General features: G+C 67.1%; 28 protein-coding genes. 10 read left to right on the top strand and 18 right to left on the bottom strand.

All coding sequences use genetic code 11. The annotated features are described in order from the left end of the window. Nucleotides 1-18 precede the first annotated feature (18 nt). From tilS to ODR01_RS11245, 16 genes are all read right to left on the bottom strand, one after another. A complete protein-coding gene (tilS, locus tag ODR01_RS11320) occupies nucleotides 19-1386 on the bottom strand; it encodes a tRNA lysidine(34) synthetase TilS (protein WP_316977761.1) in 1368 nt (455 codons plus the stop codon). A gap of 65 nt (nucleotides 1387-1451) precedes the next feature. Continuing rightward, a complete protein-coding gene (gene ybgF / locus ODR01_RS11315; protein ID WP_316977760.1) occupies nucleotides 1452-2552 on the bottom strand; it encodes a tol-pal system protein YbgF in 1101 nt (366 codons plus the stop codon). A 156-nt stretch (nucleotides 2553-2708) separates the two neighbouring features. Then, on the bottom strand, nucleotides 2709-3227 hold the full coding sequence (gene pal, locus ODR01_RS11310) for a peptidoglycan-associated lipoprotein Pal (protein WP_316977759.1): 519 nt from the start codon (nucleotides 3225-3227) through the stop codon (nucleotides 2709-2711). 163 nt (nucleotides 3228-3390) lie between these two features. Next, nucleotides 3391-4737 (bottom strand): Tol-Pal system beta propeller repeat protein TolB, encoded by a 1347-nt coding sequence (gene tolB / locus ODR01_RS11305; RefSeq protein WP_316977758.1) that lies wholly within the window; start codon nucleotides 4735-4737, stop codon nucleotides 3391-3393. 2 nt (nucleotides 4738-4739) lie between these two features. Next, on the bottom strand, nucleotides 4740-5657 hold the full coding sequence (locus ODR01_RS11300; protein ID WP_316977757.1) for a cell envelope integrity protein TolA: 918 nt from the start codon (nucleotides 5655-5657) through the stop codon (nucleotides 4740-4742). Further along, nucleotides 5657-6130: a protein TolR gene (tolR, locus tag ODR01_RS11295; RefSeq protein WP_316977756.1), complete on the bottom strand. Its 474-nt coding sequence runs from the start codon at nucleotides 6128-6130 to the stop codon at nucleotides 5657-5659. The genes ODR01_RS11300 and tolR overlap by 1 nt, the downstream gene beginning before the upstream one ends. Before the next feature lie 2 nt (nucleotides 6131-6132). Continuing rightward, complete coding sequence (gene tolQ, locus ODR01_RS11290; RefSeq protein WP_316977755.1) at nucleotides 6133-6861, bottom strand: protein TolQ; 729 nt, start codon at nucleotides 6859-6861, stop codon at nucleotides 6133-6135. A gap of 13 nt (nucleotides 6862-6874) precedes the next feature. Beyond that, nucleotides 6875-7318, bottom strand: a complete 444-nt coding sequence (gene ybgC / locus ODR01_RS11285; RefSeq protein WP_316977754.1) for a tol-pal system-associated acyl-CoA thioesterase — start codon at nucleotides 7316-7318, stop codon at nucleotides 6875-6877. Next, on the bottom strand, nucleotides 7311-8360 hold the full coding sequence (ruvB, locus tag ODR01_RS11280) for a Holliday junction branch migration DNA helicase RuvB (protein ID WP_316977753.1): 1050 nt from the start codon (nucleotides 8358-8360) through the stop codon (nucleotides 7311-7313). Before ruvB ends, ybgC begins: the two co-directional genes overlap by 8 nt. Further along, a complete protein-coding gene (gene ruvA / locus ODR01_RS11275) occupies nucleotides 8357-8992 on the bottom strand; it encodes a Holliday junction branch migration protein RuvA (protein WP_316977752.1) in 636 nt (211 codons plus the stop codon). The genes ruvB and ruvA overlap by 4 nt, the downstream gene beginning before the upstream one ends. Continuing rightward, entirely contained in the window at nucleotides 8989-9504 is a 516-nt protein-coding gene (ruvC, locus tag ODR01_RS11270; protein ID WP_316977751.1) for a crossover junction endodeoxyribonuclease RuvC, read from the bottom strand. Before ruvC ends, ruvA begins: the two co-directional genes overlap by 4 nt. A 41-nt stretch (nucleotides 9505-9545) precedes the next feature. Continuing rightward, complete coding sequence (locus ODR01_RS11265; RefSeq protein WP_316977750.1) at nucleotides 9546-10295, bottom strand: YebC/PmpR family DNA-binding transcriptional regulator; 750 nt, start codon at nucleotides 10293-10295, stop codon at nucleotides 9546-9548. Nucleotides 10296-10548: 253 nt separating this feature from the next. Continuing rightward, nucleotides 10549-11370, bottom strand: a complete 822-nt coding sequence (locus ODR01_RS11260; protein ID WP_316977749.1) for a TIGR00282 family metallophosphoesterase — start codon at nucleotides 11368-11370, stop codon at nucleotides 10549-10551. Then, nucleotides 11367-11951 carry a 5-formyltetrahydrofolate cyclo-ligase gene (locus ODR01_RS11255; RefSeq protein WP_316977748.1) on the bottom strand — a complete coding sequence of 195 codons (585 nt, stop codon included), beginning with the start codon at nucleotides 11949-11951 and terminating at the stop codon, nucleotides 11367-11369. Before ODR01_RS11255 ends, ODR01_RS11260 begins: the two co-directional genes overlap by 4 nt. A 215-nt stretch (nucleotides 11952-12166) precedes the next feature. Then, the gene (locus ODR01_RS11250; protein WP_316977747.1) at nucleotides 12167-12502 is read right to left on the bottom strand and encodes a cell division protein ZapA; all 336 of its coding nucleotides are present in this window, start codon (nucleotides 12500-12502) and stop codon (nucleotides 12167-12169) included. A 4-nt stretch (nucleotides 12503-12506) separates the two neighbouring features. Next, on the bottom strand, nucleotides 12507-12764 hold the full coding sequence (locus ODR01_RS11245; RefSeq protein WP_316977746.1) for a hypothetical protein: 258 nt from the start codon (nucleotides 12762-12764) through the stop codon (nucleotides 12507-12509). Nucleotides 12765-12982: 218 nt separating this feature from the next. Between ODR01_RS11245 and gap the strand changes: the two genes are divergently transcribed. Next, nucleotides 12983-13990, top strand: a complete 1008-nt coding sequence (gene gap, locus ODR01_RS11240) for a type I glyceraldehyde-3-phosphate dehydrogenase (protein WP_316977745.1) — start codon at nucleotides 12983-12985, stop codon at nucleotides 13988-13990. A gap of 63 nt (nucleotides 13991-14053) precedes the next feature. On the opposite strand, the gene ODR01_RS25240 is transcribed toward gap, so the two are convergent. Beyond that, nucleotides 14054-14422 (bottom strand): formylglycine-generating enzyme family protein, encoded by a 369-nt coding sequence (locus ODR01_RS25240; protein ID WP_394356822.1) that lies wholly within the window; start codon nucleotides 14420-14422, stop codon nucleotides 14054-14056. Next, nucleotides 14376-14858: a formylglycine-generating enzyme family protein gene (locus tag ODR01_RS11235; protein ID WP_316977744.1), complete on the bottom strand. Its 483-nt coding sequence runs from the start codon at nucleotides 14856-14858 to the stop codon at nucleotides 14376-14378. Before ODR01_RS11235 ends, ODR01_RS25240 begins: the two co-directional genes overlap by 47 nt. Before the next feature lie 182 nt (nucleotides 14859-15040). On the opposite strand from ODR01_RS11235, the gene ODR01_RS11230 reads away from it, so the two are divergent. From ODR01_RS11230 to rpmE, 9 genes are all read left to right on the top strand, one after another. Further along, entirely contained in the window at nucleotides 15041-15463 is a 423-nt protein-coding gene (locus ODR01_RS11230) for a hypothetical protein (protein ID WP_316977743.1), read from the top strand. A gap of 69 nt (nucleotides 15464-15532) precedes the next feature. Next, nucleotides 15533-16174 (top strand): thiamine phosphate synthase, encoded by a 642-nt coding sequence (gene thiE, locus ODR01_RS11225; protein ID WP_316977742.1) that lies wholly within the window; start codon nucleotides 15533-15535, stop codon nucleotides 16172-16174. 88 nt (nucleotides 16175-16262) lie between these two features. Then, nucleotides 16263-16832, top strand: a complete 570-nt coding sequence (gene efp / locus ODR01_RS11220; protein ID WP_316977741.1) for an elongation factor P — start codon at nucleotides 16263-16265, stop codon at nucleotides 16830-16832. Between the two features lie 8 nt (nucleotides 16833-16840). Further along, a complete protein-coding gene (locus tag ODR01_RS11215; RefSeq protein ID WP_316977740.1) occupies nucleotides 16841-17647 on the top strand; it encodes an inositol monophosphatase family protein in 807 nt (268 codons plus the stop codon). Nucleotides 17648-17807: 160 nt separating this feature from the next. Next, nucleotides 17808-18962, top strand: a complete 1155-nt coding sequence (locus ODR01_RS11210) for an OmpA family protein (protein ID WP_316977739.1) — start codon at nucleotides 17808-17810, stop codon at nucleotides 18960-18962. Between the two features lie 41 nt (nucleotides 18963-19003). After that, nucleotides 19004-20155: a flagellar motor protein MotA gene (locus tag ODR01_RS11205; protein WP_316977738.1), complete on the top strand. Its 1152-nt coding sequence runs from the start codon at nucleotides 19004-19006 to the stop codon at nucleotides 20153-20155. A 21-nt stretch (nucleotides 20156-20176) separates the two neighbouring features. Continuing rightward, a complete protein-coding gene (locus tag ODR01_RS11200) occupies nucleotides 20177-21370 on the top strand; it encodes a peptidoglycan -binding protein (RefSeq protein ID WP_316977737.1) in 1194 nt (397 codons plus the stop codon). A gap of 88 nt (nucleotides 21371-21458) precedes the next feature. Then, on the top strand, nucleotides 21459-22643 hold the full coding sequence (locus ODR01_RS11195; protein WP_316977736.1) for an MFS transporter: 1185 nt from the start codon (nucleotides 21459-21461) through the stop codon (nucleotides 22641-22643). Nucleotides 22644-22735: 92 nt separating this feature from the next. Continuing rightward, on the top strand, nucleotides 22736-22957 hold the full coding sequence (gene rpmE / locus ODR01_RS11190; RefSeq protein WP_316977735.1) for a 50S ribosomal protein L31: 222 nt from the start codon (nucleotides 22736-22738) through the stop codon (nucleotides 22955-22957). Nucleotides 22958-23190 lie beyond the last annotated feature (233 nt).

Genomic DNA, 23190 nt, shown 5'->3' with positions numbered 1-23190 from the left:
CCGTCCTACCGCTTCTCATCAGATAGTATGCGAAACCCCCGGCGCAAGGCAAAACCCTACACCCGAGAGGGAGTTTCGCGGCGAAAAAACGATCTTTTTGAAGAAACTCGGCGCCTCCTCGTCCCGGCGTCGCCGGTAGCCGAGAAAAGGAACCTCGACAATTCCGGCCGAATCGCGAAGGGCGGGCAACGTCAGCCGGGCCGGATGAGGAATGGACGACCGCCGCCGGTCGGGCGCCCGGTCGAGGACCTCGGCCCACCCCTCGCGGCCGAGCGGAACCAGCATCGCATCGCCGACCACGGCGGCACCGTTGCCGGTCGCGGGATCGGCCATCTCGATGTCGAAGCGTTCGTCCCAGAAGACCCTTTCGCCCGCCCCCGCGGCGACGGGGGCCGGCAGGTGCCGGCCTTCCCGGCAGACGACGATTTCGCCGGCCCGGCGCAGCAATCGACACCGGGCCAGCGTCGCCGACGACGGGCCGGCGCCCCCGGCCATCCACGACCACAGCGCGTCGACCTTGTCGCGGGCGGCCGGGTAGGCGCCGCCGCCGACCGTGCAGAGGACGCGCGACACTGCGCCCCGCGCCGTCGCCGGCGCCGCCGCCGCCAACGCGGCCGGATCGAGCGCGGCATGTCCGGCCGGAGACAGACGGCACGCGCGGGCCAGCAGGCCGGCGATCCCGTCCTCGCCTTCCGCCCGGCGGGCGGCGAACGTTTCGGCCAACCGCTTCAGGTGGGCCATGCCGCATCCCGCTTGCGCCAAGGCCGGCAGCCACTGGCGGACGCGGACGCGCGCGTAGGCCGTATCGCGGTTCGATGGGTCCTCGACCCACGGCTGCTTGCGCGCGCGCAACGTCGCCGCCAGGCGGGCCCGTTCGACGGCGAGCAGCGGACGCAGGATGCGCACCCCCGCCGTTTCGCTGATGGCGCTCATGCCGGCCAGGCCGTGCGCCCCGCTGCCCCGCGCCAGGCGCATCAGGAGCGTTTCCGCCTGGTCCTCCAATTCGTGGGCCAGCGCCAGATGAAGGATGCCGGCCCGCCGGCACCATCCGGCCAGCAGGTCATAGCGGGCGGTTCGCGCCTTGGCCTGGATGGCAGCCAGGGGCTTGGTCCCTTCCCAGGTCAAGATCCGATGCTCGATGCCGAGAGCGTCCATCCAGTCGCCGACCGCGGCCGCCTCGGCCGTGGAGTCCGGCCGCAGCCGGTGATCGACCGTCAACGCGACGACGCGGCCGCCCTGGCGGCGCGCCCAGGCATCGGCCAACACGCAGAGCGCCATGCTGTCGGGGCCGCCCGACAGGGCGACAGCGATACGGGCGTGGCGCTCGAACGGGCCGAGCGCCGCCATCAAGGCACTGAATTCCAGGTCGGAAACGGGTCGGACCATCGCTCCACCGGGCGGATTGCCGCCGCCGAGGCCGGCGCCGGCCGTCCGCATCTACCGGACGGACACTACTTGCAGGCGTTCTTCTGGCGTTCCCGAGTGACCACCTGCTGGATGGTGCCGGGTGCGCCGGGAAATTCCTTGGTCAGCTTGTCGAAAGCGGCGCACGCTTCGCGCTTCTTGTCGAGGTTCGACAGCGACATGCCGAGTTTGAGCAGCGTGTCGGCTGCCTTCGAACCCTTCGGTTCGCGCTGGTAACCCTCGAGGAATACTTCCGCCGCCCGAACGTAGTCGGCCCGCACGTAGAAGCTTTCGCCCAGCCAGTAGTTGGCGTTGCCGGCCAAAGGGTCCTTGGGGTGGGAATCGAGAAAGGCGCGCAACGCCGCCTCGGCCTCGTCGTAACGGGCCTGCCGCAACAGCCCGAAGGCATGGTCGTATTGCTCTTTCGGCGACCCCGCCGGCAGCGCGCCGGGCTTGACGGTGGCCGATTGCGCCTGGGCTTGCTGCGCCCCGCCGCCGGTCGATGGTGCGACGGTCCCTTGGCCGGCCCGCTCGGCATCCTGCCTGGGCAGCGTTCCCAGCACGCCGGGGGGCGGCGCCAGGCCCGGCGCCGAAGAATTCGGCCGCGCCATCTGCCCGGACGACGGCGCTGTCATGGCGGATGTGCCAGCCTGGCTGCCTTCCGCCGTTTGGCGCGGCGGGGTCCCTGGCGCCTGTCCCCGGACCTCGGCTCCGCCTCTTTCGAGTTGGCTCAGGCGGAAATCCATGTCGCCGATCAGCTTTTCGAGACGCTGGTTGACCTGGTCGATCTGATGGCCGGCTTCCTCGACCCGCCCGGTCACGGCGCGCACCTCGTTCTCCAACGCGGTCAGGCGCACCTCAAGCCGCGCGTTCCCCGGCTGGTCCCCGCCCAGGCTCATGTCGGACGATGGCGCCGACGAACTGCCGGACAGCGGCGGCGGCGCCATGCCGCCCCGCGACATCTGGATGTTCATCGTCTGGATGTCGCGTTCAAGCCGCTGCAGGCGGTCCATCAGCGGCTTCAGATCGGCCTCCTGGGAAGACGCCGGAAGAGCGGCCAGGAATACGGCCGACGCCAATGCGAGCCCCAACAGACGGGCCGCTCTGATTCCACGGTTGCTCGCCGAGCGGATGACAACGCTCATCATGCTCTCCCCTGGGCCAGGTCCCTGGACCCGTTCCGTAATGACAGTTGCGCAACGCACCGGATCATGCCGCGAGTTTAGGGCAAAATTTGGGCGCCGCCCTTACCGGACATTCCGGAAAGGGCTGGCGCCCAAATACGTCATTCCGGCTTACGAAACTCAGCTTCCGGCGGCACCGGAGGTGAGGGTCGTCACCGCGCGACGGTTCTGCGACCAGGCCGCCTCGTCATGGCCGAGGGCCACCGGGCGTTCCTTGCCGTAGGAAATGATGTTGACCCGGGTCCGGGCGATGCCGAGAGCCGAGAGGTAATCCTTCACCGAGTTGGCGCGACGCTCGCCGAGCGCCAAGTTGTACTCGCGCGTGCCGCGTTCGTCGGCATGGCCTTCGACCGTGACGGCGACGCTCGGGTACTTCTGGAGCCACCCCGCCTGCTTCTTCAAGGTCGCCTGAGCCTCGGGCTTCAGATCGAACTTGTCGAAATCGAAGAACACGCGGTCGCCGACGTTGACCACGAAGTCTTCCTTCGAGCCGGCCACCGGGCCCATGCGGGCCGGCGCGGACGCGGTCGGCTGGGCAGAGCCGCCAGCCCCACTCGCCGCAGCTGACTGTTCGGGAGCTGTCTCACAACCCGCGATCAATGCCACAGCGGCAACTACTGCCAAAACTTTAAAGCGCATGTAAACATCCCCTCTTTCGGAGTACTTGGCTGACGAAGATACACACGCGAACCGTGGAGACCATCGTCTCGACCTATTCGCGTGCCGGTGTCCTGCAAATAAAAGGCGGACTTCGCGAACGCCACGAAGTCTCCTTGTCATATGGGACTATATGCCGAGGCCGTCATGGAATCAAGGGGGACCACGCTGGATCGGAGGCGTCGAGCGGCGTTACCATCTCGCGTTCGTTGTATCCTGTCAAGTCGATCGAGTACAGGCGCGAGCGGGTATCCTTGCCGTCTTTCCCCGAAGGAACCTCGCGGAAATAAATAAGAACCCGGCCGTTGGGCGACCATGTCGGCCCCTCGACCAGGAAGCCTTCGGCGAGCAGGCGTTCGGCGCCACCGTTCACGCCCATCACGCCGATGTAGAACCGGCCGTTGGCAATCTTCGTGAAGGCGATGAGGTCGCCGCGCGGCGACCATACCGGCGTGGCGTACCGCCCGGCCCCGTAACTGATCCGCTTGACGTTGCGGCCGTCGGCATCCATGACGTAAAGCTGCTGCGTGCCGCCGCGGTCCGAGTCGAACACGACCTGCCGGCCGTCGGGAGAAAAGTCCGGCGAGGTGTCGATGGCCGAATGGTTGGTCAGCCGCTTCGACACCCGGGTGCGCAGATCCATCTGATAGATGTCGGTGTTGCCGTCCTGCGCCATGCTCATGATCACCGCCTTGCCGTCCGGCGAGAAGCGGGGCGCGAAGGTCATGCCGGGGAATTCGCCCAGGATTTCCTGGCGGCCGGTGTCGAGGTCGAAGATGTAGACGCGAGGCGATCTCTGGAAATAGGACAGGAAGGTGATTTCCCGCCGGTTGGGCGAGAAGCGGGGCGTCAGGACCAGTTCGTTGCCCTTGGTCAGGAACTGATGGTTGGCGCCATCCTGGTCCATGATGGCCAGCCGCTTGATCCGCCGGTCGGCCGGGCCGCTTTCCGAGATGTAGACGAGCTGGGTGTCGAAATATCCCGTCTCGCCGGTGATCCGTTCGTAGATGGCGTCGGCGATGATGTGGGCGACGCGCCGCCAGTTGCCCGTGGTGCTGGTATAGGCGCGCCCGACCATCTGCTGTTCGGCGACCACGTCCCAAAGGCGGAATTCGATCTTAAGCCGCCCGTCGGCGAGCACGTCGGCCCGCCCGTGCATCAGGGCCTGGGCATTGATCACCCGCCAGTCGCCGAAGCGGGGCAGGACGTTCAAGGCCGCGGCCGTCTGGATGAAGGCCCGTGAATCCAAGGGCTTGAACAGGCCGGACCGCTCGAGGTCGGCGGCCACCACCTGCGAGATGTCCCGCCCGAACTGCGTCGCCTGCGGCGTTCCCCCGACAAGGTCGGTGACGGCGATCGGCAGCGGCTCGACCGTTCCCTGGGTGATGTCGATGCGCAGCTCGGCGGCGGCGTTCGTCACGCCGAGCAGACACCAAGCTGCCGCCAGTGCCCAGACCGCCTTTGCGATGAAATGTCGTCGATGAGGCGTCATGTTCAAAACATTTCCTTCGGATTGAAGTTCAACGTCATGTCTTTCCACTGGTCGTATTTCGCGGGCGGCAGCCGCAAAGGGCTGCACTTCGGATTGAGGACGGCCCGGAGTGCGCTTTCCGCGGCGGCGCGGAAATAGGGGTCGCTCTGCATGCGGGCCTGATCGCGGATGCGGGCCTCGCGCACGGTGCCGTCGGGGTTCATCGTGGTGTGGATCTCGATGATCAGGTCCTCGGCGTCCTTGGCGCCGGCCGGCAGGCTCCAGCAGCGGGCGATCTGCTGGCGCACCAGGTCGATCTCGCTGATGCTGAGCGGCTGCGACGCGTCGTAGGAGCGCGGCGGCGAACGCAGGGCCTGGGCGATCTGATTCTGGAAGGTGTCGCTGGCCTCCGCCTTCCTGTCCGGCTCCTTGCGGGTGGGGTCGGGCTTGGTCGGTGCCTGCCGTTTCAGGTCCTCGACCGTTTTGAGGACCGAGGCGAAGGTGTCGGGCGCCTTCGGCTTGCGCTTCGGCTTGGCCTGGGCGAGCGGCTCGGGCGCCAGCGCCTTCGGCTCGGGCTTGGGTTCCGGTTTCGGCTCCGGCTTGGGTTCGGGCTTTTTGGCTTCCGGCTTGGGTTCCGGCGGCGGCGGCACCACCACCGGCTCGGGCTTGGGCGCGGGTGGGGGTGGCGGTGGCGGCGCCGGCTCCGCCTTCGCCTCGGGTGGCGGCGGTGGCGGCGGTTCCGGTTTCGGCTCCGGCTTCGCTTCCGGCTTGGGAGCGGCGGGCGGCGCATTGGTCCGTTCGGCGACCGTCAGGATCTCGACCATGATCGGAGTGTCGACCATCGGCGCCGGATTGCGCAGTTCGGGCAGTCCGAAGTACGCCAGGGCGGCAACCGCGGCGTGCGCAACGCACGAAAGGGCGATGCTCCGGCGCATGTCCATTATCTGGGCGCCTTCTTCCTTGCGGCCGGAGTCTTCTCCGGCATCTGCTCGGTGATCAGGGCCACTTTGCTGAAACCGGCCGCGTTGATCGTGCCCATGACCTCCATGACCCGGCCGTAACTGATGGCGCGGTCGCCGCGCACGAAAATCCTCGCCTCGGAATTGTTGTGGGTGATGGCCACCAGGCGCGGCGCCAGATTGTCGATTTCGATCTCGGTTTCCTGAAGGAAGATCCGCCCCTGCGAGTCGATGGAGACGGCCAGCGGCTCGTCCTTGCCCGGCAGGGTCGACGCCTGCGTCTTCGGCAGGTCGACCTGCACGCCGACGGTCAGCAGCGGCGCCGTCACCATGAAGATGACGAGAAGAACCAGCATGACGTCGACCATCGGCGTCACGTTGATGTCGCTCATCGGCCGGCTCGCGCGGCGGCCGCCCAGGCGCTTCAGACCTCGTCTTGGCATCGTAACGGCCATGGTCAGTCCGCTTCCTCCATCTGCCGCGAGATGATGGCCGAGAACTCGCCGGCGAAGCTGTCGAGGCGCCCGGCATAGCGGTCCAACTCGCGCGACAGCTTGTTGTAGGCGACCACCGCCGGAATGGCGGCAAGCAGGCCCAGCGCGGTCGCGAACAGCGCCTCGGCGATGCCGGGGGCGACCACCACCAGGCTGGTGTTCTTGGCCAGCGCGATCGACTGGAAGCTGTTCATGATGCCCCACACCGTGCCGAACAGCCCGATGAACGGCGCCGTGGCACCGGTGGAGGCGAGGAATGTCATGTAGCGTTCGGCGCGGTCCATCTCGCGCGTCACCGTGATCTGCATGACCCGGTCGATGCGATCGCCAAGGCCGACCCGGCTGGTGCGCGTCCCGTTGCGCTTGGCCAGGGCGCGCCGCCACTCCTTCATGGCGGCGACGAAGACCGCCGACATGGGGTCGCGCGGATAGCTGCCGATGTTGTCGTAGAGGGCGTCGAGCGAGCCGCCCGACCAGAAGGCGGTCTCGAACTCGCTGGCCCGGGCGTTGAGGCGCCGCAGCCCGATCAGTTTTTCGAAGATGACCGCCCAGCACCAGATCGAGGCCAGCAGCAGTCCGACGATGACCACCTGGACCACGATGTCGGCGCGTACGAACAGGCTCCACACCGAAAAGTCGAGCCCGGCGACGGAACCGCCGAGGGTAACCGCATCAATTGTCGCTCTTTCCATCAATCACGTCCTGCTAACTCTCATCACGCCACGCCTCGAAGGCCGCCCGTATCCCCTGGGGAATGCGGGCCGGACGCCCCGGATCGGCGCGCTTCATACAGGCAATCCGGACCTCCATGCGAACCAATTCGTCGCCGTTTCGGCGCACGCTTTGGTTCATGTCCACCGAGGCGCCCTTGACATCGGTGACTCCGGTATGAATTTCCAGTCCGTCGTCGAGATGCGCCGGCCGCAGAAAATCGGCCGCGCACCGGCGCACGACGAAGACCAATCCCTCCTCGCCGGCCAAATGGGACTGTTCTATGCCCAGAATCCTTAACAAATCCGTACGGGCCCGCTCGGCGAACTTGAGGTAGTTGGCGTAGTAGACGACGCCCCCGGCATCCGTGTCCTCGTAGTAGACGCGCACGGGAAACACGTGGACCCCGCCGCGGACCGTGCCCACAGCCTCACTCATCGCCGGCCTCGATGCCGCTGATCAGCTCATACTGGGCCGAAGTGGGCGGCGGCGTCAGCCCCAGGTGCCGATAGGCGTTGGGGGCCAGTACCCGGCCGCGCGGCGTGCGCATGAGGAAACCCTGCTGGATGAGGTAGGGCTCGATGACCTCCTCGATGGTGTCGCGCTGTTCGGAAAGCGCCGCCGCCATGGTTTCGACGCCGACCGGGCCGCCGCCATAGTTGTCGGCGATGCAGCTCAGATAGCGCCGGTCCATGGCGTCCAGCCCCATGCCGTCGACCTCCAGCCGGTTCAAGGCGGCATCGGCCGTCCGGGCGTCGACGGCGGCGGCGCCGTCGATGGCGGCGAAGTCGCGCACCCGGCGCAGCAGACGCCCGGCCACCCTGGGCGTTCCCCGGGAACGGCGGGCGATCTCGGTCGCCCCGTCGCGGGTCAGATCGACCTTCAGTAGACGGGCCCCGCGGCTGACGATCAGTTCAAGTTCCTCGGCGGTATAGAAGACGACGCGCAGCGGAATGCCGAAGCGTTCGCGCAGCGGCGTCGTGATCAGGCCGGTCCGGGTGGTGGCGCCGATCAGCGTGAACGGGGGAAGATCGATGCGCACCGAGCGTGCCGCCGGCCCCTCGCCGATGATGAGGTCGAGCTGCCGGTCTTCCATCGCCGGATAGAGGATTTCCTCGACCACCGGGTTGAGGCGGTGGATCTCGTCGATGAACAGCACGTCGCGCGGCTGCAGGTTGGTCAGGATGGCCGCCAGATCGCCGGCCCGGACGATGACGGGACCCGAGGTGGCGCGAAAGCCGACCCCCAGTTCGCGCGCCACGATCTGCGCCAGCGTCGTCTTGCCGAGGCCGGGCGGGCCGTAGAGCAGCACGTGATCCATGGCTTCACCGCGCTGGCGGGCCGCCTGGATGAAGACCCGCAGGTTGGCGCAGGTCTGCCGCTGCCCGACGAAGTCGTCGAGGCTGAGCGGCCGCATTCCGGCCTCCGCCGTGTCGGCCGCCGCCTGCTCGGGCGCCACCATGCGGTCGACCTCGTTCATCGCGGGTGCTCCTTGGGCGCCAGCTCATTCAGGCCGGCCCGGATAAGGGCCGGCAACTCGACGTCGGCACCCAGCCGTCCGGCCGCCTGCGACACGGCGCGCAGGGCCTCCGAGGCGCCGTAGCCCAGGTTGACCAGCGCCGAAACAGCATCCGCGGTATTGCCGGCGGCCGCGCCGCCCACGCCCGAACGGGCGAAGGCGGCCGTCCCGTGGGCTGCCGCGCCCAGCGCGATGGCGCCGACCTTGTCCTTCAATTCGCTGGCGATGCGTCCGGCCAGCTTGGCGCCCACCCCCGGCGCCCGGCTGAGCGCCGTGCGGTCGGCGGCGGCGACGGCGTGAAGGATCTCCTCGACGTCGAGCGTCGAAAGGATCGACATGCCGACCTTGGCGCCCACCCCCTGCACCTGGGTCAGCAGACGGAACCAGTCGCGTTCCGCCGCGTCCATGAAGCCGTAAAGATGGATATGATCCTCGCGGACATGGGTTTCGATCACCAGGCTGGCCGGCTGGCCGTCGGCCAGGCGGGCCAGGGTGCGGCCCGAACAGAACACCAGGTAGCCGACGCCGCCGACGTCGATGACCGCCCAGTCGTCGCCGCGCGAGTCGACGCGGCCGCTCAGCTTGGCGATCATAGCGTCGCCCCCGCCGGCCGCGCGCCCTGGGCGAGCCGAAGCGTGGTGGCCCGGTGGTGGGCATGACAGATGGCGGCCGCCAGGGCGTCGGCGGCGTCCGCCGTTTTGGTGGCGCTGGTGGGCAGAAGGATGCGCACCATCATCTGGATCTGTTCCTTTGCCGCGTGGCCGGTTCCGACCACGGTCTTCTTGATGAGGTTGGGCGGATACTCGAACACCGGCACGCCGCAGCGCGCCGGCACCAGGACCACCACGCCCCGCGCCTGGCCAAGCTTCAAGGTCGACACCGCGTTCATGTTGACGAAGGTCTCCTCGACCGCGGCCTCGGCGGGACGGAATCGCTCGATGACCTCGATCAGGCCGTCATAGAGGGCCGACAGCCGCTCGGCCAAAGGCATGCGACTGTCGGTGACGATGACGCCGTCGGCGATATGGCTGAGCCGGTTGTCCCACGCCTCGATCACGCCCCAACCGGTAATACGAAGCCCCGGGTCGAGTCCCAAGAGTCGCAAGGGTTTCAAAAACCTCCTCCAGTCGCGAAACGGCGTGTCGATCAGGCGCTGAGCCGCTCCATCACCTCGTCATCGACGTCGAAGTTGGTCGACACCCGCTGGACGTCGTCGTTGTCGTCCAGCACGTCGAGCAGCTTGAAGAGCGTCGACGCGGCCTGTTCGTCGATGGGAACCGTGTTCGTCGGCTTCCAGTCCAGGCGGGCCGATTCCGGCGTTCCGAAGCGCTTCTCGAGGGCATCTCGCACGGCGCTCAGGTCATCGGGCGCGCAGGCGACGAGATGGCCGGCCTCGTCCGATTCCACGTCCGTCGCGCCGGCCTCGAGCGCGGCCTCGAACATGTCTTCGGCCGACGCGGTGTCCTTCTTGTATTCGATGCGGCCGATGCGCTCGAACATGAAAGACACGCTGCCCGTCTCGCCCAGGTTGCCCCCGTGCTTGCTGAAGGCGGCGCGAATTTCCGAGGCGGTGCGATTGCGGTTGTCGGTCAAGGCCTCCACGATCACCGCCACGCCGCCGGGACCGTACCCTTCGTAGCGGATCTCCTCGTAGTTGGCCGTGTCGTCGCCGCCCGCCCCGCGCTTGATCGCGCGCTCCATCGTATCCTTGGGCATGTTGGCGGTGCGCGCCGCGATGATCGCCGAACGCAGCCGGGGATTGGACTCAGGGTCGGGCATGCCGCTGCGGGCGGCCACCGTCAACTCGCGGATTAGCTTGGTGAAGACCTTGGCGCGCTTGGCATCCTGTGCGCCTTTCCGGTGCATGATGTTCTTGAACTGGGAATGACCCGACATAAACCGACACACCCCTTATTTGCCGAGGGACTCGGGCGCTTGTACCATATGTAGTGGAAGAACGCACGGATACCGTGCTTTGAGCTATCAAAGCAATATGGCAAGATTTGGGCGTGCGGCAAAGGACCGAATCGCTCCACCGCTTATTCCCCCGGGCACCGAAGCCCGAGAGGGTGGATGCGCCCAAAGTCCGCGTTCTCCACGCCTTGTTCGGCGACAGATTACGATACGGCGCCAGCGCCGCCAAGACGTCTCATGCGAGATGTCGCGCCGGCGTCTGCGACAACCGTCCGCCCAGGCGCAGCGGCTCGATGCCGACGGCCAGGCCGGAAGCATCGTCGGTCTCCACCAGAACGGCGCAGAGCGTGGCCTCGCCGTGGGCGGGCTCCAGCCGATCGGTCGGCAGCACCTGGGTCAGGCGGGCCGTCGCCGTCCGCTTTTCCATGCCGATCACCGAATCATAGTCGCCGCACATGCCGACGTCGGTCAGGTATCCGGTGCCGCCGGGCAGGATCTGGGCATCCGCCGTCGGCACGTGGGTATGGCTGCCGACCACCGCCGACACCCGGCCGTCGAGAAAATGCCCGAGCGCCATCTTTTCGCTGGTCGCTTCGGCATGGAAATCGACGAAGATGGCATGCGCCTGGGCGCCCAGCCGGCATTCGTCGACCACGGCGCCGAGCGCGCGGAAGGGATCTTCGATGGCGTGCATGAACAGGCGGCCCTGGACCTGCGCCACCGCCACCCGCCGGCGGTCGGGCAATTCGTAGACATCGACCCCCCGCCCCGGCGTGCCCGCCGGATAATTGAGGGGGCGCAGAAGCCTGGGCTCGCTGTCGATGAAGTCGATGATTTCCCGCTGGTCCCACACATGGTTGCCGGTGACGATGACATCGGCGCCGGCCGCGAACAGCGCCTGACAGATTTTTTCGGTGATGCCGAAGCCGTGGGCGGCGTTCTCGCCGTTGACGATCACGAAGTCGACGCCGAGATCCTGGCGCAGGTGGGGAATCTGGCGGCAGACGAGATCGCGCCCCGCCCGGCCGACGATGTCGCCGATATAGAGAATTCTCATGGATGCGCAGTCCTGAATGCCGTTTCCTCGGTGACCACCCAGTCCAGCCGGGCGTCGGTCGGGCCGTGGGGCACGGTTTCCACTTCCTGGCAGGAATAGCCGATGCCGACGGCCTCCACCCTGCCGCGGTCGCGCAGCAAGGGCAAGGTCCTGTCGTAGTATCCGCCGCCCTGCCCCAGGCGATAGCCCTGGCGGTCGAAGGCCAGCAGCGGCACCAGCAGCAGGGCGGGAATGCCCTGCTCGGCGGTGGCGGCGGGTTGCCTGGTCCGCAGCGGCCCGCCTTCGAGCGGCTGTCCCGGGCCCCAGCGGCGGAAGATCAGGGGTTCCCCCGCGGCCTCGACGACCGGCAGCAGGCAAAGGGCGCCCAGTTCATGCAGATGCGAAAGCAGCGGGCCGACGTCGGCCTCGTCGCCGACCGGCCAGTAGGCGGCGACGGCGATGCCGGGCCCAAGGCCGAAACCGCCGGCGATGGTCAGGAAATTGGCAAGGATGCGCTCTCCGGCGGCGGCCCCCGGGGTGGCGCAAAAAGCCTGCCGTCGGCGCCTCATCTCGGCGCGCAAATGCGCTTTCTGCTGTTTCATGGACGTCGGGGGAACCGGGACCGGAGGCATGGAGGACATGAGGTGGGCGGTGCCGCTACAGCCGTTGGCCGAAGAATCCTCCGTGGCCTGCTCGCGCAGGTGGGTGACCATATACCGGACCCACGGGTCCGGCAGGGACAGTCCCCTAGAGAATCGAAGTAGCCCCAGGGATGTCGTGGCCTGACGTGCTTCGCAGCCGCCGCCCACCCTAGTATCTAGGCGCCTTTGAGGCGCGCGGCAACTCCTTCGATGCGTTGGGCCAGCGAATCCATGGCGGCACCGAGGTTTTCCTCGGCGTCGAGACGCACCGTCGCGGCGCGATCGCCGGCCTTGAGCGATTCCACCTCGGCATAGGCGTCCGACAACTCGTCGGCGATCACCAGGCCCGCCATCACCAGCAACTGGGCATCGCCGACCTGCCCGACCGAGGCGACCAGTTCGTTGATCCGCCGATCGACATAGGCGGCCAGCCGCGCCAAGTGGGCTTCCTGGCCGTCCTCGCAGGCGATCTGGTATTTGCGACCGTTGATGGAAACGGAAACGTGCGCCAACGCCCTACTCCTCCAGAACCGCTTTCAACCGCGAGATGACGCTGTCGAGCCGATGCGACACCTCCTCGGTGGCGGACCGGACCTGGGCGTTCTCGCTCTGGCTTTCGGTGAGGGCCCGCTTCGCCGCCAGCAGGTCTTCCGACACGTCCTCGCGGGTGGAGGCACGGGTCGCCGCAGCCGTCTCGATTTCGGCCACGGCCCTCTCAAGTCGCTCTCGCGCCCGTTGGATGCGCGATGGCGCGGGGATGGATGAGTTGCTCACGGACTCCAGAATAGGCATCCCCCCATAACGCCGTCAACCGCCGTTTCTCTCAAAAAATCCATTGACTGGGGAGGTCAATGGGGTAAAGGTTCGGCCGAATTCTGCGCCGCAGCCGCCCCGCGGGCGAATGAGTGTGACCCGCCCGAGGGCCTCGCGTCTCCCCCGTATCGTACGGCGAAACGGGTGTTCAATCCGAACCCAAGCTATGGAGAAGGAAGATGGCAGTCCGCGTTGCAATTAACGGGTTTGGCCGCATCGGTCGCTTGGCCCTGCGTGCCCTGATCGAGTCCGGGCGCAAGGATGTCGTGGTGGTCGGCGTCAACGACCTCGGGCCGGTGGAAACCAACGCCCACCTCCTGAGGTACGATTCCGTGCACGGCCTGTTCCCCGGCGAGGTCAAGGTCGAGGGCGACACCATGAACGTCGGTCAGGGCCCGATCAAGGTGACCGCCGAACGCGACCCCTCCAAGCTGCCGTGGAAGGAACTCGGCGTCGACATCGTCTGGGAATGCACCGGCATCTTCACCGCCAAGGAAAAGGCCCTGGTGCATCTGGGCGCCGGCGCCTCGAAGGTGCTGGTTTCGGCGCCCTCCTCCGGCGCCGACGCCACCATCGTCTATGGCGTCAACCACAAAGTCCTGACCGCCGCCCACAAGATCGTCTCGAACGCCTCTTGCACGACCAACTGCCTGGCGCCCGTCGCCTATGTCCTCAATAAGGCCATCGGCATCGAAAAGGGCTACATGACGACGATCCATTCCTACACCGGCGATCAGCCGATCCTCGATACCCTGCACAAGGACCTGCGCCGGGCCCGCGCCGGCGGGCTGTCCATGATCCCGACCTCGACCGGAGCGGCGAAGGCGGTCGGCCTGGTGCTGCCGGAACTGGCCGGCAAGCTGGACGGCTCGTCCATCCGGGTGCCGACCCCCAACGTTTCGGTGGTCGATCTCAAGTTCATCGCCAAGAAGGCGACCACCAAGGACGAGATCAACGCCGCCATCAGCGCCGCCGCCAACGGCGAACTCAAGGGGATTCTCGCCGCCAACGACGCTCCGCTGGTGTCGATCGACTTCAACCACAACCCGCACAGCTCGATTTTCGATCTGACCCAGACCCAAGTGGTCGATGGAACCCTCGTCCGCGTGCTGTCGTGGTACGACAATGAGTGGGGCTTCTCCAACCGCATGGCCGATACCACGCTGGCCATGTCGAAGGCCGGTTGATCGGGTCTTCGGGGTAAGCAGTTCGGGGCGGGGCCTTCCGGGGTCCCGCCCTTTTCGTATGTCCTATGGCTGGTTGGCAGGAAGCGGGGATGGCGACGCCGTCAACGTCCGCGCGACCCGTAGCCCCGTACTGCCGTGCCGAAACCCCGGGCCCACCCACCGACTGGCTGAACGCAGATCCATGGGGTGATTGATCCAGGACCCACCACGCCGGACACGGGCTTCACAATCCCCACCCGTCAACCACACACGGCCGTCCGATGGCGCCCCCCGATAGCCTTGATGCGAACAGTCCTCGGTCCATTCCCACACGTTGCCTATCATGTCATACAGTCCGAAGGCATTGGGCCGGAAACTGCCGACGGGAGACGTTGTTTCCCAGCGATCATGTCCTTCCGCCAGCCCAATGCAGCAATACCTGGCGGCCCCCATAGTTGGCGTGTTCCCGGCCGAGACTCTCGCCCCACGGGAAAAGCGTACTGGTGCCGGCCCGCGCCGCAAACTCCCACTCGGCCTCGCTCAATAGCCGGTATTCCACGGCGGCCTTGATGCTCAGGAGGCGGACGAATTCTTTGACGTCGTCCCAATCCACGTCTTCCACCGGATTCAGGCTTCCCACGAAACGACTGGGATTGGTCCCCATGACCGCAAGCCATTCGGCTTGGGTCACTTCGTATTTTCCCACGGCGAAGGGCTCCGCAATGACGACACGATGAGCCGGCCGCTCCGCAGCATAGTTCCCGTCGCCCATGACGAACGAGCCGGACGGAACGATCACCATTTCGGGGCATTCGGCGCAGTCCCGGAACGTTTCTCCGATTTTCGGTCCCGCACACGCTTGCGCGAAAGCGGCCAGGAAGGCCGTCATCACGGCCACTGAAACGACGCGAGTCCCCGGCATCCTGCGTCCTCCCCTCCGTTTCTTTTCGCCAGGAACTGTGCGCTCGACCCATTATTTTGACAACCTGAAGCATGGCTTGATTCATCCAACACCCCCAGGTGTGCGGATTTTGTTCGGGCGCAGCATTGCCCTCGCTATGATGGCCGGCCATGAGGCCGATCTTCGTCATTCACGACATTGCGCACGCGCGGGCCGCCCTGGCGGCAGCGGCCGAGGCCGGCGTTGCCGTCACCCTGGTCAGCGCGCCGGCGGCGGCGGCCTACCTGGGCGCAGCCGTCTTTCGCGAAATGGTGGCCGAGGCCGCTCGCGAGGCGCCCGGCGTCGGCGTCACCGCGATGATCGATTGCGGCGACGATGCCGGCCTCGCCCTCAATGCCCTGCGCCACGGCCTCAAAGCCATCCGCCTGCGCGCCTGCCCCGAAGCGATGGCAGCGGTTGCCGACATCGCCCATCAACTGGGAGCGCACATCGACCCGGACCCGGCGGCGCCGGCCCTCGATCTGCTCGATCGGCCGGACGCCCAGGCGGCCTGCCGGGCCTGGCTGCTGGGCCACCTGCCCGGCGCGGATTGAGCGGCTCTTGCGCGGGGTCTGTGGGGCGTCTATGAGTGGCCGTCGCCTTGCCATCCAGGAATTCCTGTCATGCCTTCCTCAGCCTGCCGTCTTTATCTTGTGACACCGCCCCGCATCGAGCTGCCGGCCTTCGCCGAGGCGCTCTCGGCCGCCGTCGACGCCGACGACGTGGCCTGCCTGCAGATCCGCCTGAAGGAGGCCGATGACGACGCCATCCGCCGGGCGGCCGAGATCCTGGTCCCCATCGCCCAGGCGCGCGACGTGGCGGTGCTGATGAACGACCGCCCGGACCTTGCCGCCGAGACGGGGTGCGACGGGGTTCACATCGGCCAGGACGACGCCACCTACGCCGAGGCGCGCCGGGCCGTCGGCGCCGACGGCATCGTCGGCGTCACCTGCCACAACTCGCGGCATTTCGCCGTCGAGGCCGCCGAGGCGGGAGCCGACTACGTAGCCTTCGGCGCCTTCTTTCCGACCGGCACCAAGGTGGCCAAGACGGCGGCCGAACCTGACATCCTCGAATGGTGGAGCGACATCGCCACCGTGCCCTGCGTCGCCATCGGCGGCATCACGGTGGAGAACTGCCCGGCCCTGGTGCGGGCGGGCGCCGACTTCCTGGCCGTCGTCGGCGGCGTGTGGAACCACCCCGAGGGGCCGGCAGCGGCGGTGCGCGCCTTCAACCGCGCCATCGCCGAGGCCTCTGGCGATTGACCGCCGCGTCGCCGTTGCGTCTGCCGTTGCAAGCTGATAGGGTCCGCGCCGCTATCGTTTCCCGACATTCCGGAATGTGGTTCCGACCATGAAAATCAACGGCAACGCCATCCGCCCCGGGATGGTCATCGAGCATCAGGGCCGCCTGTGGCGGGCCGTGAAGATCCAGCATACCCAACCGGGCAAGGGCGGCGCCTATCTCCAGGCCGAATTGAAGGAATTGCGCGACGGAACCAAGCTGAACGAACGGTTCCGCTCGTCCGAGACGGTGGAGCGCGTGCACCTCGAGCAGAAGGAATACCAGTACCTGTTCTCCGACGGCGACATGCACACCTTCATGGACAACGAGACGTTCGAGCAGATTTCATTTGCCGGCGACCTCCTCGGCGAAGACCAGGTCCCCTTCCTCCAGGAAGGCATGGCCGTCACCGTCGGCTCCCACGAGGGGGAGACCATCAGCATCACGTTGCCCGACACGGCCATCTTCCGGATCGTCGAGGCCGATGCCGTGGTCAAGGGTCAGACCGCCGCCTCGTCATACAAACACGCCATTCTGGAGAACGGCGTGCGCATCCTGGTGCCGCCGCATGTCGAGACCGGCACCCGCGTCGTTGTCAACCTGGCCGACCGCATCTACGTCGAGCGGGCCAAGGACTGACCCGGACAATGGCCAACACGTCAGCTCTCATCAATGTCATGACGGCCGCCGCCCGCAAGGCGGCGCGTCATCTGGTGCGCGATTTCGGCGAGGTCGAAAACCTCCAGGTTTCCCGCAAGGGTCCGGCCGATTTTGTCAGCACCGCCGACAGGAAATCCGAAAGCATTCTCCACGCCGAGCTGAAAAAGGCCCGGCCCGGCTACGGCTTCCTGATGGAGGAAGGCGGCGTCATCGAGGGCTCGGACTCGTCCAACACATGGATCATCGATCCCCTGGACGGCACCACCAATTTCCTGCACGGCATCCCGTTTTTCGCCATCTCGATCGCGCTGGAACGTGACCGCGATCTCTTCGCCGGGGTCGTCTACGAGCCGATCACCGACCAGATGTTCTGGGCCGAGAAGGGCCAGGGCGCCCACCTTAACGGCCGGCGGCTGCGGGTGTCGGCCCGGCGCGAACTGGCGGACTCGCTGTTCGCCACCGGCATTCCGTTCAAGGGCTCGTTCAAGAACGAGCATTTCGTGCGCCAACTGGATGCGGTGATGCAGGAAGCCGCCGGCGTCCGCCGGCTGGGATCGGCCTCCCTCGACATGGCCTACGTCGCGGCCGGCCGCTTCGAAGGCTATTGGGAAACCGGCATCAATGCCTGGGACATCGCCGCCGGCGTCGTCCTGGTGCGCGAGGCCGGCGGTTTCGTCACCGAGATCGATGGCGGCCGGGATTTCCTGACCAACCAAAACGTCGTCGCCGCCAACCCCTTCATGCACGGGCCGCTGGGCGACCTGCTGCGGGCCGCCCCCAACGCCGCCGAATGAACCGGCGGCACGCCTGGGCGCGTGCCATCTTCCTGCCGCAAATCGGTTGTATGCCGTCAATCCCCTGGGCTATGGTGAAACGGTAGGGTGCGTCCGTGTCAATCGGGGAAACCGTGGCGCGGCGATTGGCGCATTCGAGAGTCCGGGGGAACGGAGCGTCATGACGAAAAAGAATTTCATCGGCAGGCCAACCGCGCGGGCGATGGCCCTGGCCGCGGGAGTGGGTCTCCTTGCCGCTGCCAGCGGCCCGGCCCTGGCGCAGACCGCCGGCTTCGACAGCGGCGATCCCGCCGTCACCGTCGACCTCAGCGTCCTCGAGGGCGGAGGATCGTCCGGTCCCGGCGCCGCGACGTCGATGCCCTCGGCCGGCGGCTTCAGCGGACGGCTGCGGATGCCCGGCACCGAAGCGCCGGTTTCGCGGCTTTACGTCAAGCCGCGCAGCGAGGCGGTGGCCTCACCGGCGCCGGCCAGGGAACGGATGGCGGCGACCTCCGGCAGAGGTCCCGTCATGCCGCCCGTCAAGGCCCCGGAGTCGTCGCTCCGGGTGCCGGCACCCCAAGTCGCCGCCCCGGCCCAGCCGCGGCCGGCACCGGCCGTTCCGGCACCCGCGACTCCGGCTCCGTCCAAGCCCCAGACCCTCGCCGCCGTGCCGCCGGCCCCTGCGGTGGAAAAGCCGCAGAATCCAGTCGCCGCGCCGAAACCGCCGGCCACCGAAAAACCACCGGCCGCCGTTGCCGCGCCGAAGGCGCCGGTCAGTGCCATCGCGCCGCCGCCACCCGCCATCGAGAAGCCGGAAGCCGCCGCGCCCAAACCGCCGGCCGTCCCTGCCGCGCCGCCGCCGGCGGTCGAGAAGCCGCAGGTGCCGACACCGCAGGCCCCGGCCGTCGCCGTGCCGACCCCGCCGCCGCCGCCGGCGGCCGATGCGGGAGCGGTCGCCGCAGCCCCGGCCACGCCCCCCGCGGTCGACCAGGCGGCCCTGCCCAAGGCCGGGAAGGCCACGTCCGGCGACGCCCTCAAGGTGCTCTTCGAGACGGAGGAGGCCAAACTGTCCGAGCAGGCCCGTGGCGAATTGAAAACCATGGTCCAGGGAATGCTCGACAAGTCGGACCTGCGTATCCAGCTTTTGGCCTATGCGGGCGGCGACTCCCTGTCGTCGAGCAAGGCCAGGCGCCTTTCGTTGTCGCGCGCCCTGGCGGTCCGTTCCTATCTGATAGAGAACGGCCTGCGCAGTACCCGGATCGACGTGCGGGCCCTCGGCGACAAGACAACCGAGGAACCGGTGAACCGGGTGGACGTCAACATTGTCGAGCGATGACTCTTTGATCTCCCCGCCAACCAGGTGAAAGCCGCCCCCCGATGACCCGGCCCCGCCTTTTCCTTACGCGCATGGCGCTCTTCCTGATCGCGGTGGTTGCCGCCTGCGCGACCCTGTTCGGCCCCCTCAAAAGCGCGTTCATGGCCAGTCCGCCGCTGAACGGGCTCATTCTGGCGGTCCTGCTGCTGGGGATTTTCTTCAATTTCCGCCAAGTCTTCCGTCTCTATCCGGAAGTCGCCTGGATCGAGACTTTTCGGCAGAACCAGCCCACCCTGTCGCAGGCGAAGAGCCCCAAGCTGCTGGCGCCGATGGCGACCATGCTGGGCGAGCGGCGCGACCGGCTCAGCCTGTCCACCATGGCCATGCGCTCGCTGCTTGACGGCATCAGCTCCCGGCTCGACGAATCGCGCGACATCTCCCGCTATACCATCGGTCTGCTGATCTTCCTGGGCCTGCTCGGCACTTTCTGGGGATTGCTCCACACCGTCGGCTCGATCAGCGAGGTGGTCGGCGGCCTGTCGGTCTCCGGCCCCGACATCGGCACCGTGTTCGGCGACCTCCAGCGCGGCCTGCAAGCGCCGTTGGCCGGCATGGGAACGGCGTTCAGTTCGTCGCTGTTCGGCCTTGCCGGGTCGCTGGCCTTAGGCTTCCTCGACCTCCAGGCCAGCCAGGCCCAGAACCGCTTCTACAACGAGTTGGAGGAATGGCTCTCCAGCCTGACCCGCCTGTCCTCCGGCGCCCTTCCCGGCGACGGCGACCAGTCGGTGCCGGTCTACGTCCAGGCCCTGCTGGAACAGACCGCCGAAAGCCTGGAGAACCTGCAGCGTACGCTGACCCGAGGCGAGGACGAGCGCAATCTCGCCAACGCCAACCTCACGACGCTGATGGAAAAGCTGGGCACGCTCAGCGATCACATGCGCACCGAGCAGACGCTGATGATGCGCCTGGCCGAGAGCCAGATGGAGATGAAGCCGATCCTCCTGAGGCTGGCTGAAGGCGCCGGTGCCCGGCCCGAGGGCATGGACGAATCGACACGCACCCACATCCGCAACCTGGACGTCTATGTCGCCCGCCTGCTCGAGGAACTGACTTCCGGGCGCGAGGAAATCATTCAGCAGGTGCGCAGCGAAATCAAACTGCTGGCGAGGACGATTGCAGCGGCGTCCGCCGCTTCCGATATGTCCGAGCGCTAGTCCCCTCCGCCGGATACCATCATGGCCATTTCCGCTCGTCGATCCGAACGCATTCCCAACATCTGGCCGGGTTTTGTCGACAGCTTGGCGACGCTGTTGATGGTCATCATCTTCCTGCTGATGGTCTTCGTGCTGGCGCAGTTCTTCCTGACCAAGGCGCTGACCGGGCGGGACGAGGCTCTGCAGAGGCTGCAAGGCCAGGTCAGCGAACTGGCCGACCTGTTGGCGCTGGAGCGCGCGCAGACGGCCGACTTACGGCTCAACGTCTCCCAGCTTTCGGAAGAGTTGCAGGCCTCGGTGGCCCAGCGCGACGATTTGCAGAGCGCGCTCAAGAGCCTGAGCCTGAAGTCGGAGGGCGCGCTCGACGAGACCCGGCGGCTGAATCAGGAGTTGGAGAACGCCTTCAAGACGATCCTCGCCGACAAGGCGACGATCGAGACGCAGGTCCAGAAGCTGGCGACCCTGGTCTCGCAGGTGGAATCGCTTCAGGCCCTCAAGAAGGAACTGGAGGACCAGATCGCCGCCATGGCGGGCAAGGTGGAGCAAAGCGAATCCGCCCTCCTCGCCGAACGCGACCTTTCCGAAAGCGCCAGGGCCCAAGTGGCGCTGCTGAACCAGCAGATGAAAGCCCTGCGCGAGCAGTTGGCCGGCCTCGCGGCGGCGTTGGACGCCTCGGAAAAACTGAACGCCGACCAGAAGGTCCAGATCGCCTCGCTGGGAACGCGGCTCAATGCGGCGCTCGCCACCAAGGTGCAGGAGCTGTCCCGCTATCGTTCCGAATTCTTCGGACGGCTGCGCGAGATCCTGGGCAACCAGCCGGGGATTCGCATCGTCGGCGACCGCTTCGTCTTCCAGTCCGAGGTCCTGTTCGAGACTGCCTCGGCCGAGCTCGAAGAGGGCGGCAAGACGCAATTGGGCCAGTTGGCCCAGACGCTGAAGGAGTTGTCGGCACGCATTCCCAACGACATCGACTGGGTCCTTCGCGTCGACGGGCACACCGACCGCCGGCCGATCGCCACGCCGAAGTTTCCGTCCAACTGGGAGCTTTCCACGGCGCGCGCCATATCGGTCGTTCAGTTCCTCATCGAGCAGGGCTTGCCCCCAGGCCGCCTTGCGGCCACCGGATTCGGCGAGTTTCAGCCGCTCGAAGCCAAGGACGACGAAATCGCCTATCGCCGCAATCGCCGCATCGAATTCAAGTTGACCGAACGCTGACCGGTTTTTGCCGATCCGCGCCGATGCTCGCGGGGACGGTGCCAGGCCGAGCACGATCCTTCCTCTTCCGTCGAAAGACCGGGGCTGAATGTCCGCACTCTTCCTCATCGTTCTGATCGACCTCATCGGCTTCGGCGTCATCATCCCGCTGCTGCCGTTCTACGCCGAGCGGTTCCAGGCCTCGCCCGACGTCGTCACCCTGGTCATGGCCGTCTACTCGCTGGCCCAGTTGTTCTCGGCACCGCTGTGGGGGCGGCTTTCCGATCGCGTCGGCCGCCGCCCGGTACTGCTGGCCAGCATGGCCGGCGCCGCCCTCTCCTACGTCTGGCTCGGCTTCGCCGACGAACTATGGACGCTGTTCGCCGCTCGCGCCTTCTGCGGGGCGATGGCCGGCAACCTCTCGGCCGCCTTTGCCTACGTGGCCGACGTCACCGGCCCGGAAAACCGGGCGCGCGGCATGGGCCTCATTGGCGCGGCCTACGGCTTGGGTTTCATCGCCGGCCCGGCCCTGGGCGGCATTCTGGCCGGCCCCGACCCCCTGCAGGCCGACTACCAGACCCCCGCCTTCGTCGCCGCCGGCATGTCCGCCGCCGCGCTTCTGCTGACCGCCATCCTTCTCAAGGAATCGCTGTCGGCGGAATTGCGCGCCGCCGCCGCCACGCGCAAGCCGGTGGCCTTCCACCGCATGCTGGCCGCCGTTCTGGCCGACCGGCGCCTGGCCTTCTGGATCGGCCTTTCGTTCCTGGCCACCCTGGTGCTGGCCGGCATGGAAACCACCTTTGCCATGTGGTCGGAACGGACCTTCGGCTGGGGCCCGCAACAGAACGGATACCTCCTCGCCTTCCTCGGCCTGCTCAGTGCCGCCATCCAGGGCAGCCTGATCGGCCCGCTGAGCCGCACCGTCGGCACCCACCGCATGGTGCTCCAGGGGACCGCCGTCCTCGCGGTATCGTTCCTGGGCCTGCCGTTCGCCGACACCCTGGGGGTTCTGCTGGTCGTCACCGCCGGCCTTGCCTACGGCTTCAGCATCGTGTCGCCGGCGCTGAACAGCCTGATCTCGCTGGAGGTGGAGGCCGGCAGCCAGGGCAGCGTCCTCGGCCTGTCGCGCTCGGCCTCCATCCTGGCCCGTGTGATCGGGCCGGCCCTGGCCGGTCTGCTGTTCGCCACGCTCGGCCGCGACGCGCCTTACTTCGCCGCCGCCGCCCTCATGGTAGGCGCTTTCCTGTTGGCCTTCCGTCCGCCGGCCCGCAAATGCCGGCCCGAGCGGCCATAGCAAGGCCTGGAACATCGCGGTCCCGCAAAGAGCGGACTTGCGCTGACGGGATGCGTTGGCTATATAGTCCGCCGCCGATGCGGAGTCAGGTTATGAAAAGCAAAATTCACCCGGATTACCATGAGATCACCGTCGTCATGACCGACGGCAGCGAGTACAAGACCCGTTCGACCTGGGGCAAGGAGGGCGGCAGCTTGAAGCTCGACATCGATCCCAAGACCCACCCGGCCTGGACCGGCGTCCACCGCCTTTCCGACACCGGCGGCCAGCTGGCGAAATTCAACAAGCGGTTCAAGGCCTTCGGCATCAAGTAATCCGGCCGTTCCGGAGAACCGTTGCGGGGCGCTGCCATTGGCGGCGCCCTTGTCGTATCCGCGCCGCCCCTCCCGGCGTTTGTGCGCGCCGTCACATCCGTTTGCATCGAGAGTCGCTACACTCCCTCCCGGTAACCGAGGTTACCGGGGTTGCGGACACGAGATCATTGGAGGCGCGCCGGCAGCGGCGCGAAACGGCGGCATCCTGTGCGCGGCTTCCGGTGGGCGCACAC

It is taken from the genome of Shumkonia mesophila (assembly GCF_026163695.1).
GTDB classification, from domain to species: domain Bacteria; phylum Pseudomonadota; class Alphaproteobacteria; order Rhodospirillales; family Shumkoniaceae; genus Shumkonia; species Shumkonia mesophila.
Note: the sequence above shows the minus strand (reverse complement) of the source record. Positions and strands in the feature narration are given on the sequence as shown.

Excerpts from the sequence above, each read along its gene's own strand:
- tilS (WP_316977761.1), bottom strand. The coding sequence starts at position 1,386 with ATGGTCCGACCCGTTTCCGACCTGGAATTCAGTGCCTTGATGGCGGCG.
- ybgF (WP_316977760.1), bottom strand. The coding sequence starts at position 2,552 with ATGATGAGCGTTGTCATCCGCTCGGCGAGCAACCGTGGAATCAGAGCG.
- pal (WP_316977759.1), bottom strand. The coding sequence starts at position 3,227 with ATGCGCTTTAAAGTTTTGGCAGTAGTTGCCGCTGTGGCATTGATCGCG.
- tolB (WP_316977758.1), bottom strand. The coding sequence starts at position 4,737 with ATGACGCCTCATCGACGACATTTCATCGCAAAGGCGGTCTGGGCACTG.
- ODR01_RS11300 (WP_316977757.1), bottom strand. The coding sequence starts at position 5,657 with ATGGACATGCGCCGGAGCATCGCCCTTTCGTGCGTTGCGCACGCCGCG.
- tolR (WP_316977756.1), bottom strand. The coding sequence starts at position 6,130 with ATGGCCGTTACGATGCCAAGACGAGGTCTGAAGCGCCTGGGCGGCCGC.
- tolQ (WP_316977755.1), bottom strand. The coding sequence starts at position 6,861 with ATGGAAAGAGCGACAATTGATGCGGTTACCCTCGGCGGTTCCGTCGCC.
- ybgC (WP_316977754.1), bottom strand. The coding sequence starts at position 7,318 with ATGAGTGAGGCTGTGGGCACGGTCCGCGGCGGGGTCCACGTGTTTCCC.
- ruvB (WP_316977753.1), bottom strand. The coding sequence starts at position 8,360 with ATGAACGAGGTCGACCGCATGGTGGCGCCCGAGCAGGCGGCGGCCGAC.
- ruvA (WP_316977752.1), bottom strand. The coding sequence starts at position 8,992 with ATGATCGCCAAGCTGAGCGGCCGCGTCGACTCGCGCGGCGACGACTGG.
- ODR01_RS11265 (WP_316977750.1), bottom strand. The coding sequence starts at position 10,295 with ATGTCGGGTCATTCCCAGTTCAAGAACATCATGCACCGGAAAGGCGCA.
- ODR01_RS11260 (WP_316977749.1), bottom strand. The coding sequence starts at position 11,370 with ATGAGAATTCTCTATATCGGCGACATCGTCGGCCGGGCGGGGCGCGAT.
- ODR01_RS11255 (WP_316977748.1), bottom strand. The coding sequence starts at position 11,951 with ATGAAACAGCAGAAAGCGCATTTGCGCGCCGAGATGAGGCGCCGACGG.
- gap (WP_316977745.1), top strand. The coding sequence starts at position 12,983 with ATGGCAGTCCGCGTTGCAATTAACGGGTTTGGCCGCATCGGTCGCTTG.
- ODR01_RS25240 (WP_394356822.1), bottom strand. The coding sequence starts at position 14,422 with ATGGGGGCCGCCAGGTATTGCTGCATTGGGCTGGCGGAAGGACATGAT.
- ODR01_RS11235 (WP_316977744.1), bottom strand. The coding sequence starts at position 14,858 with ATGACGGCCTTCCTGGCCGCTTTCGCGCAAGCGTGTGCGGGACCGAAA.
- ODR01_RS11230 (WP_316977743.1), top strand. The coding sequence starts at position 15,041 with ATGAGGCCGATCTTCGTCATTCACGACATTGCGCACGCGCGGGCCGCC.
- thiE (WP_316977742.1), top strand. The coding sequence starts at position 15,533 with ATGCCTTCCTCAGCCTGCCGTCTTTATCTTGTGACACCGCCCCGCATC.
- efp (WP_316977741.1), top strand. The coding sequence starts at position 16,263 with ATGAAAATCAACGGCAACGCCATCCGCCCCGGGATGGTCATCGAGCAT.
- ODR01_RS11215 (WP_316977740.1), top strand. The coding sequence starts at position 16,841 with ATGGCCAACACGTCAGCTCTCATCAATGTCATGACGGCCGCCGCCCGC.
- ODR01_RS11210 (WP_316977739.1), top strand. The coding sequence starts at position 17,808 with ATGACGAAAAAGAATTTCATCGGCAGGCCAACCGCGCGGGCGATGGCC.
- ODR01_RS11205 (WP_316977738.1), top strand. The coding sequence starts at position 19,004 with ATGACCCGGCCCCGCCTTTTCCTTACGCGCATGGCGCTCTTCCTGATC.
- ODR01_RS11200 (WP_316977737.1), top strand. The coding sequence starts at position 20,177 with ATGGCCATTTCCGCTCGTCGATCCGAACGCATTCCCAACATCTGGCCG.
- ODR01_RS11195 (WP_316977736.1), top strand. The coding sequence starts at position 21,459 with ATGTCCGCACTCTTCCTCATCGTTCTGATCGACCTCATCGGCTTCGGC.
- rpmE (WP_316977735.1), top strand. The coding sequence starts at position 22,736 with ATGAAAAGCAAAATTCACCCGGATTACCATGAGATCACCGTCGTCATG.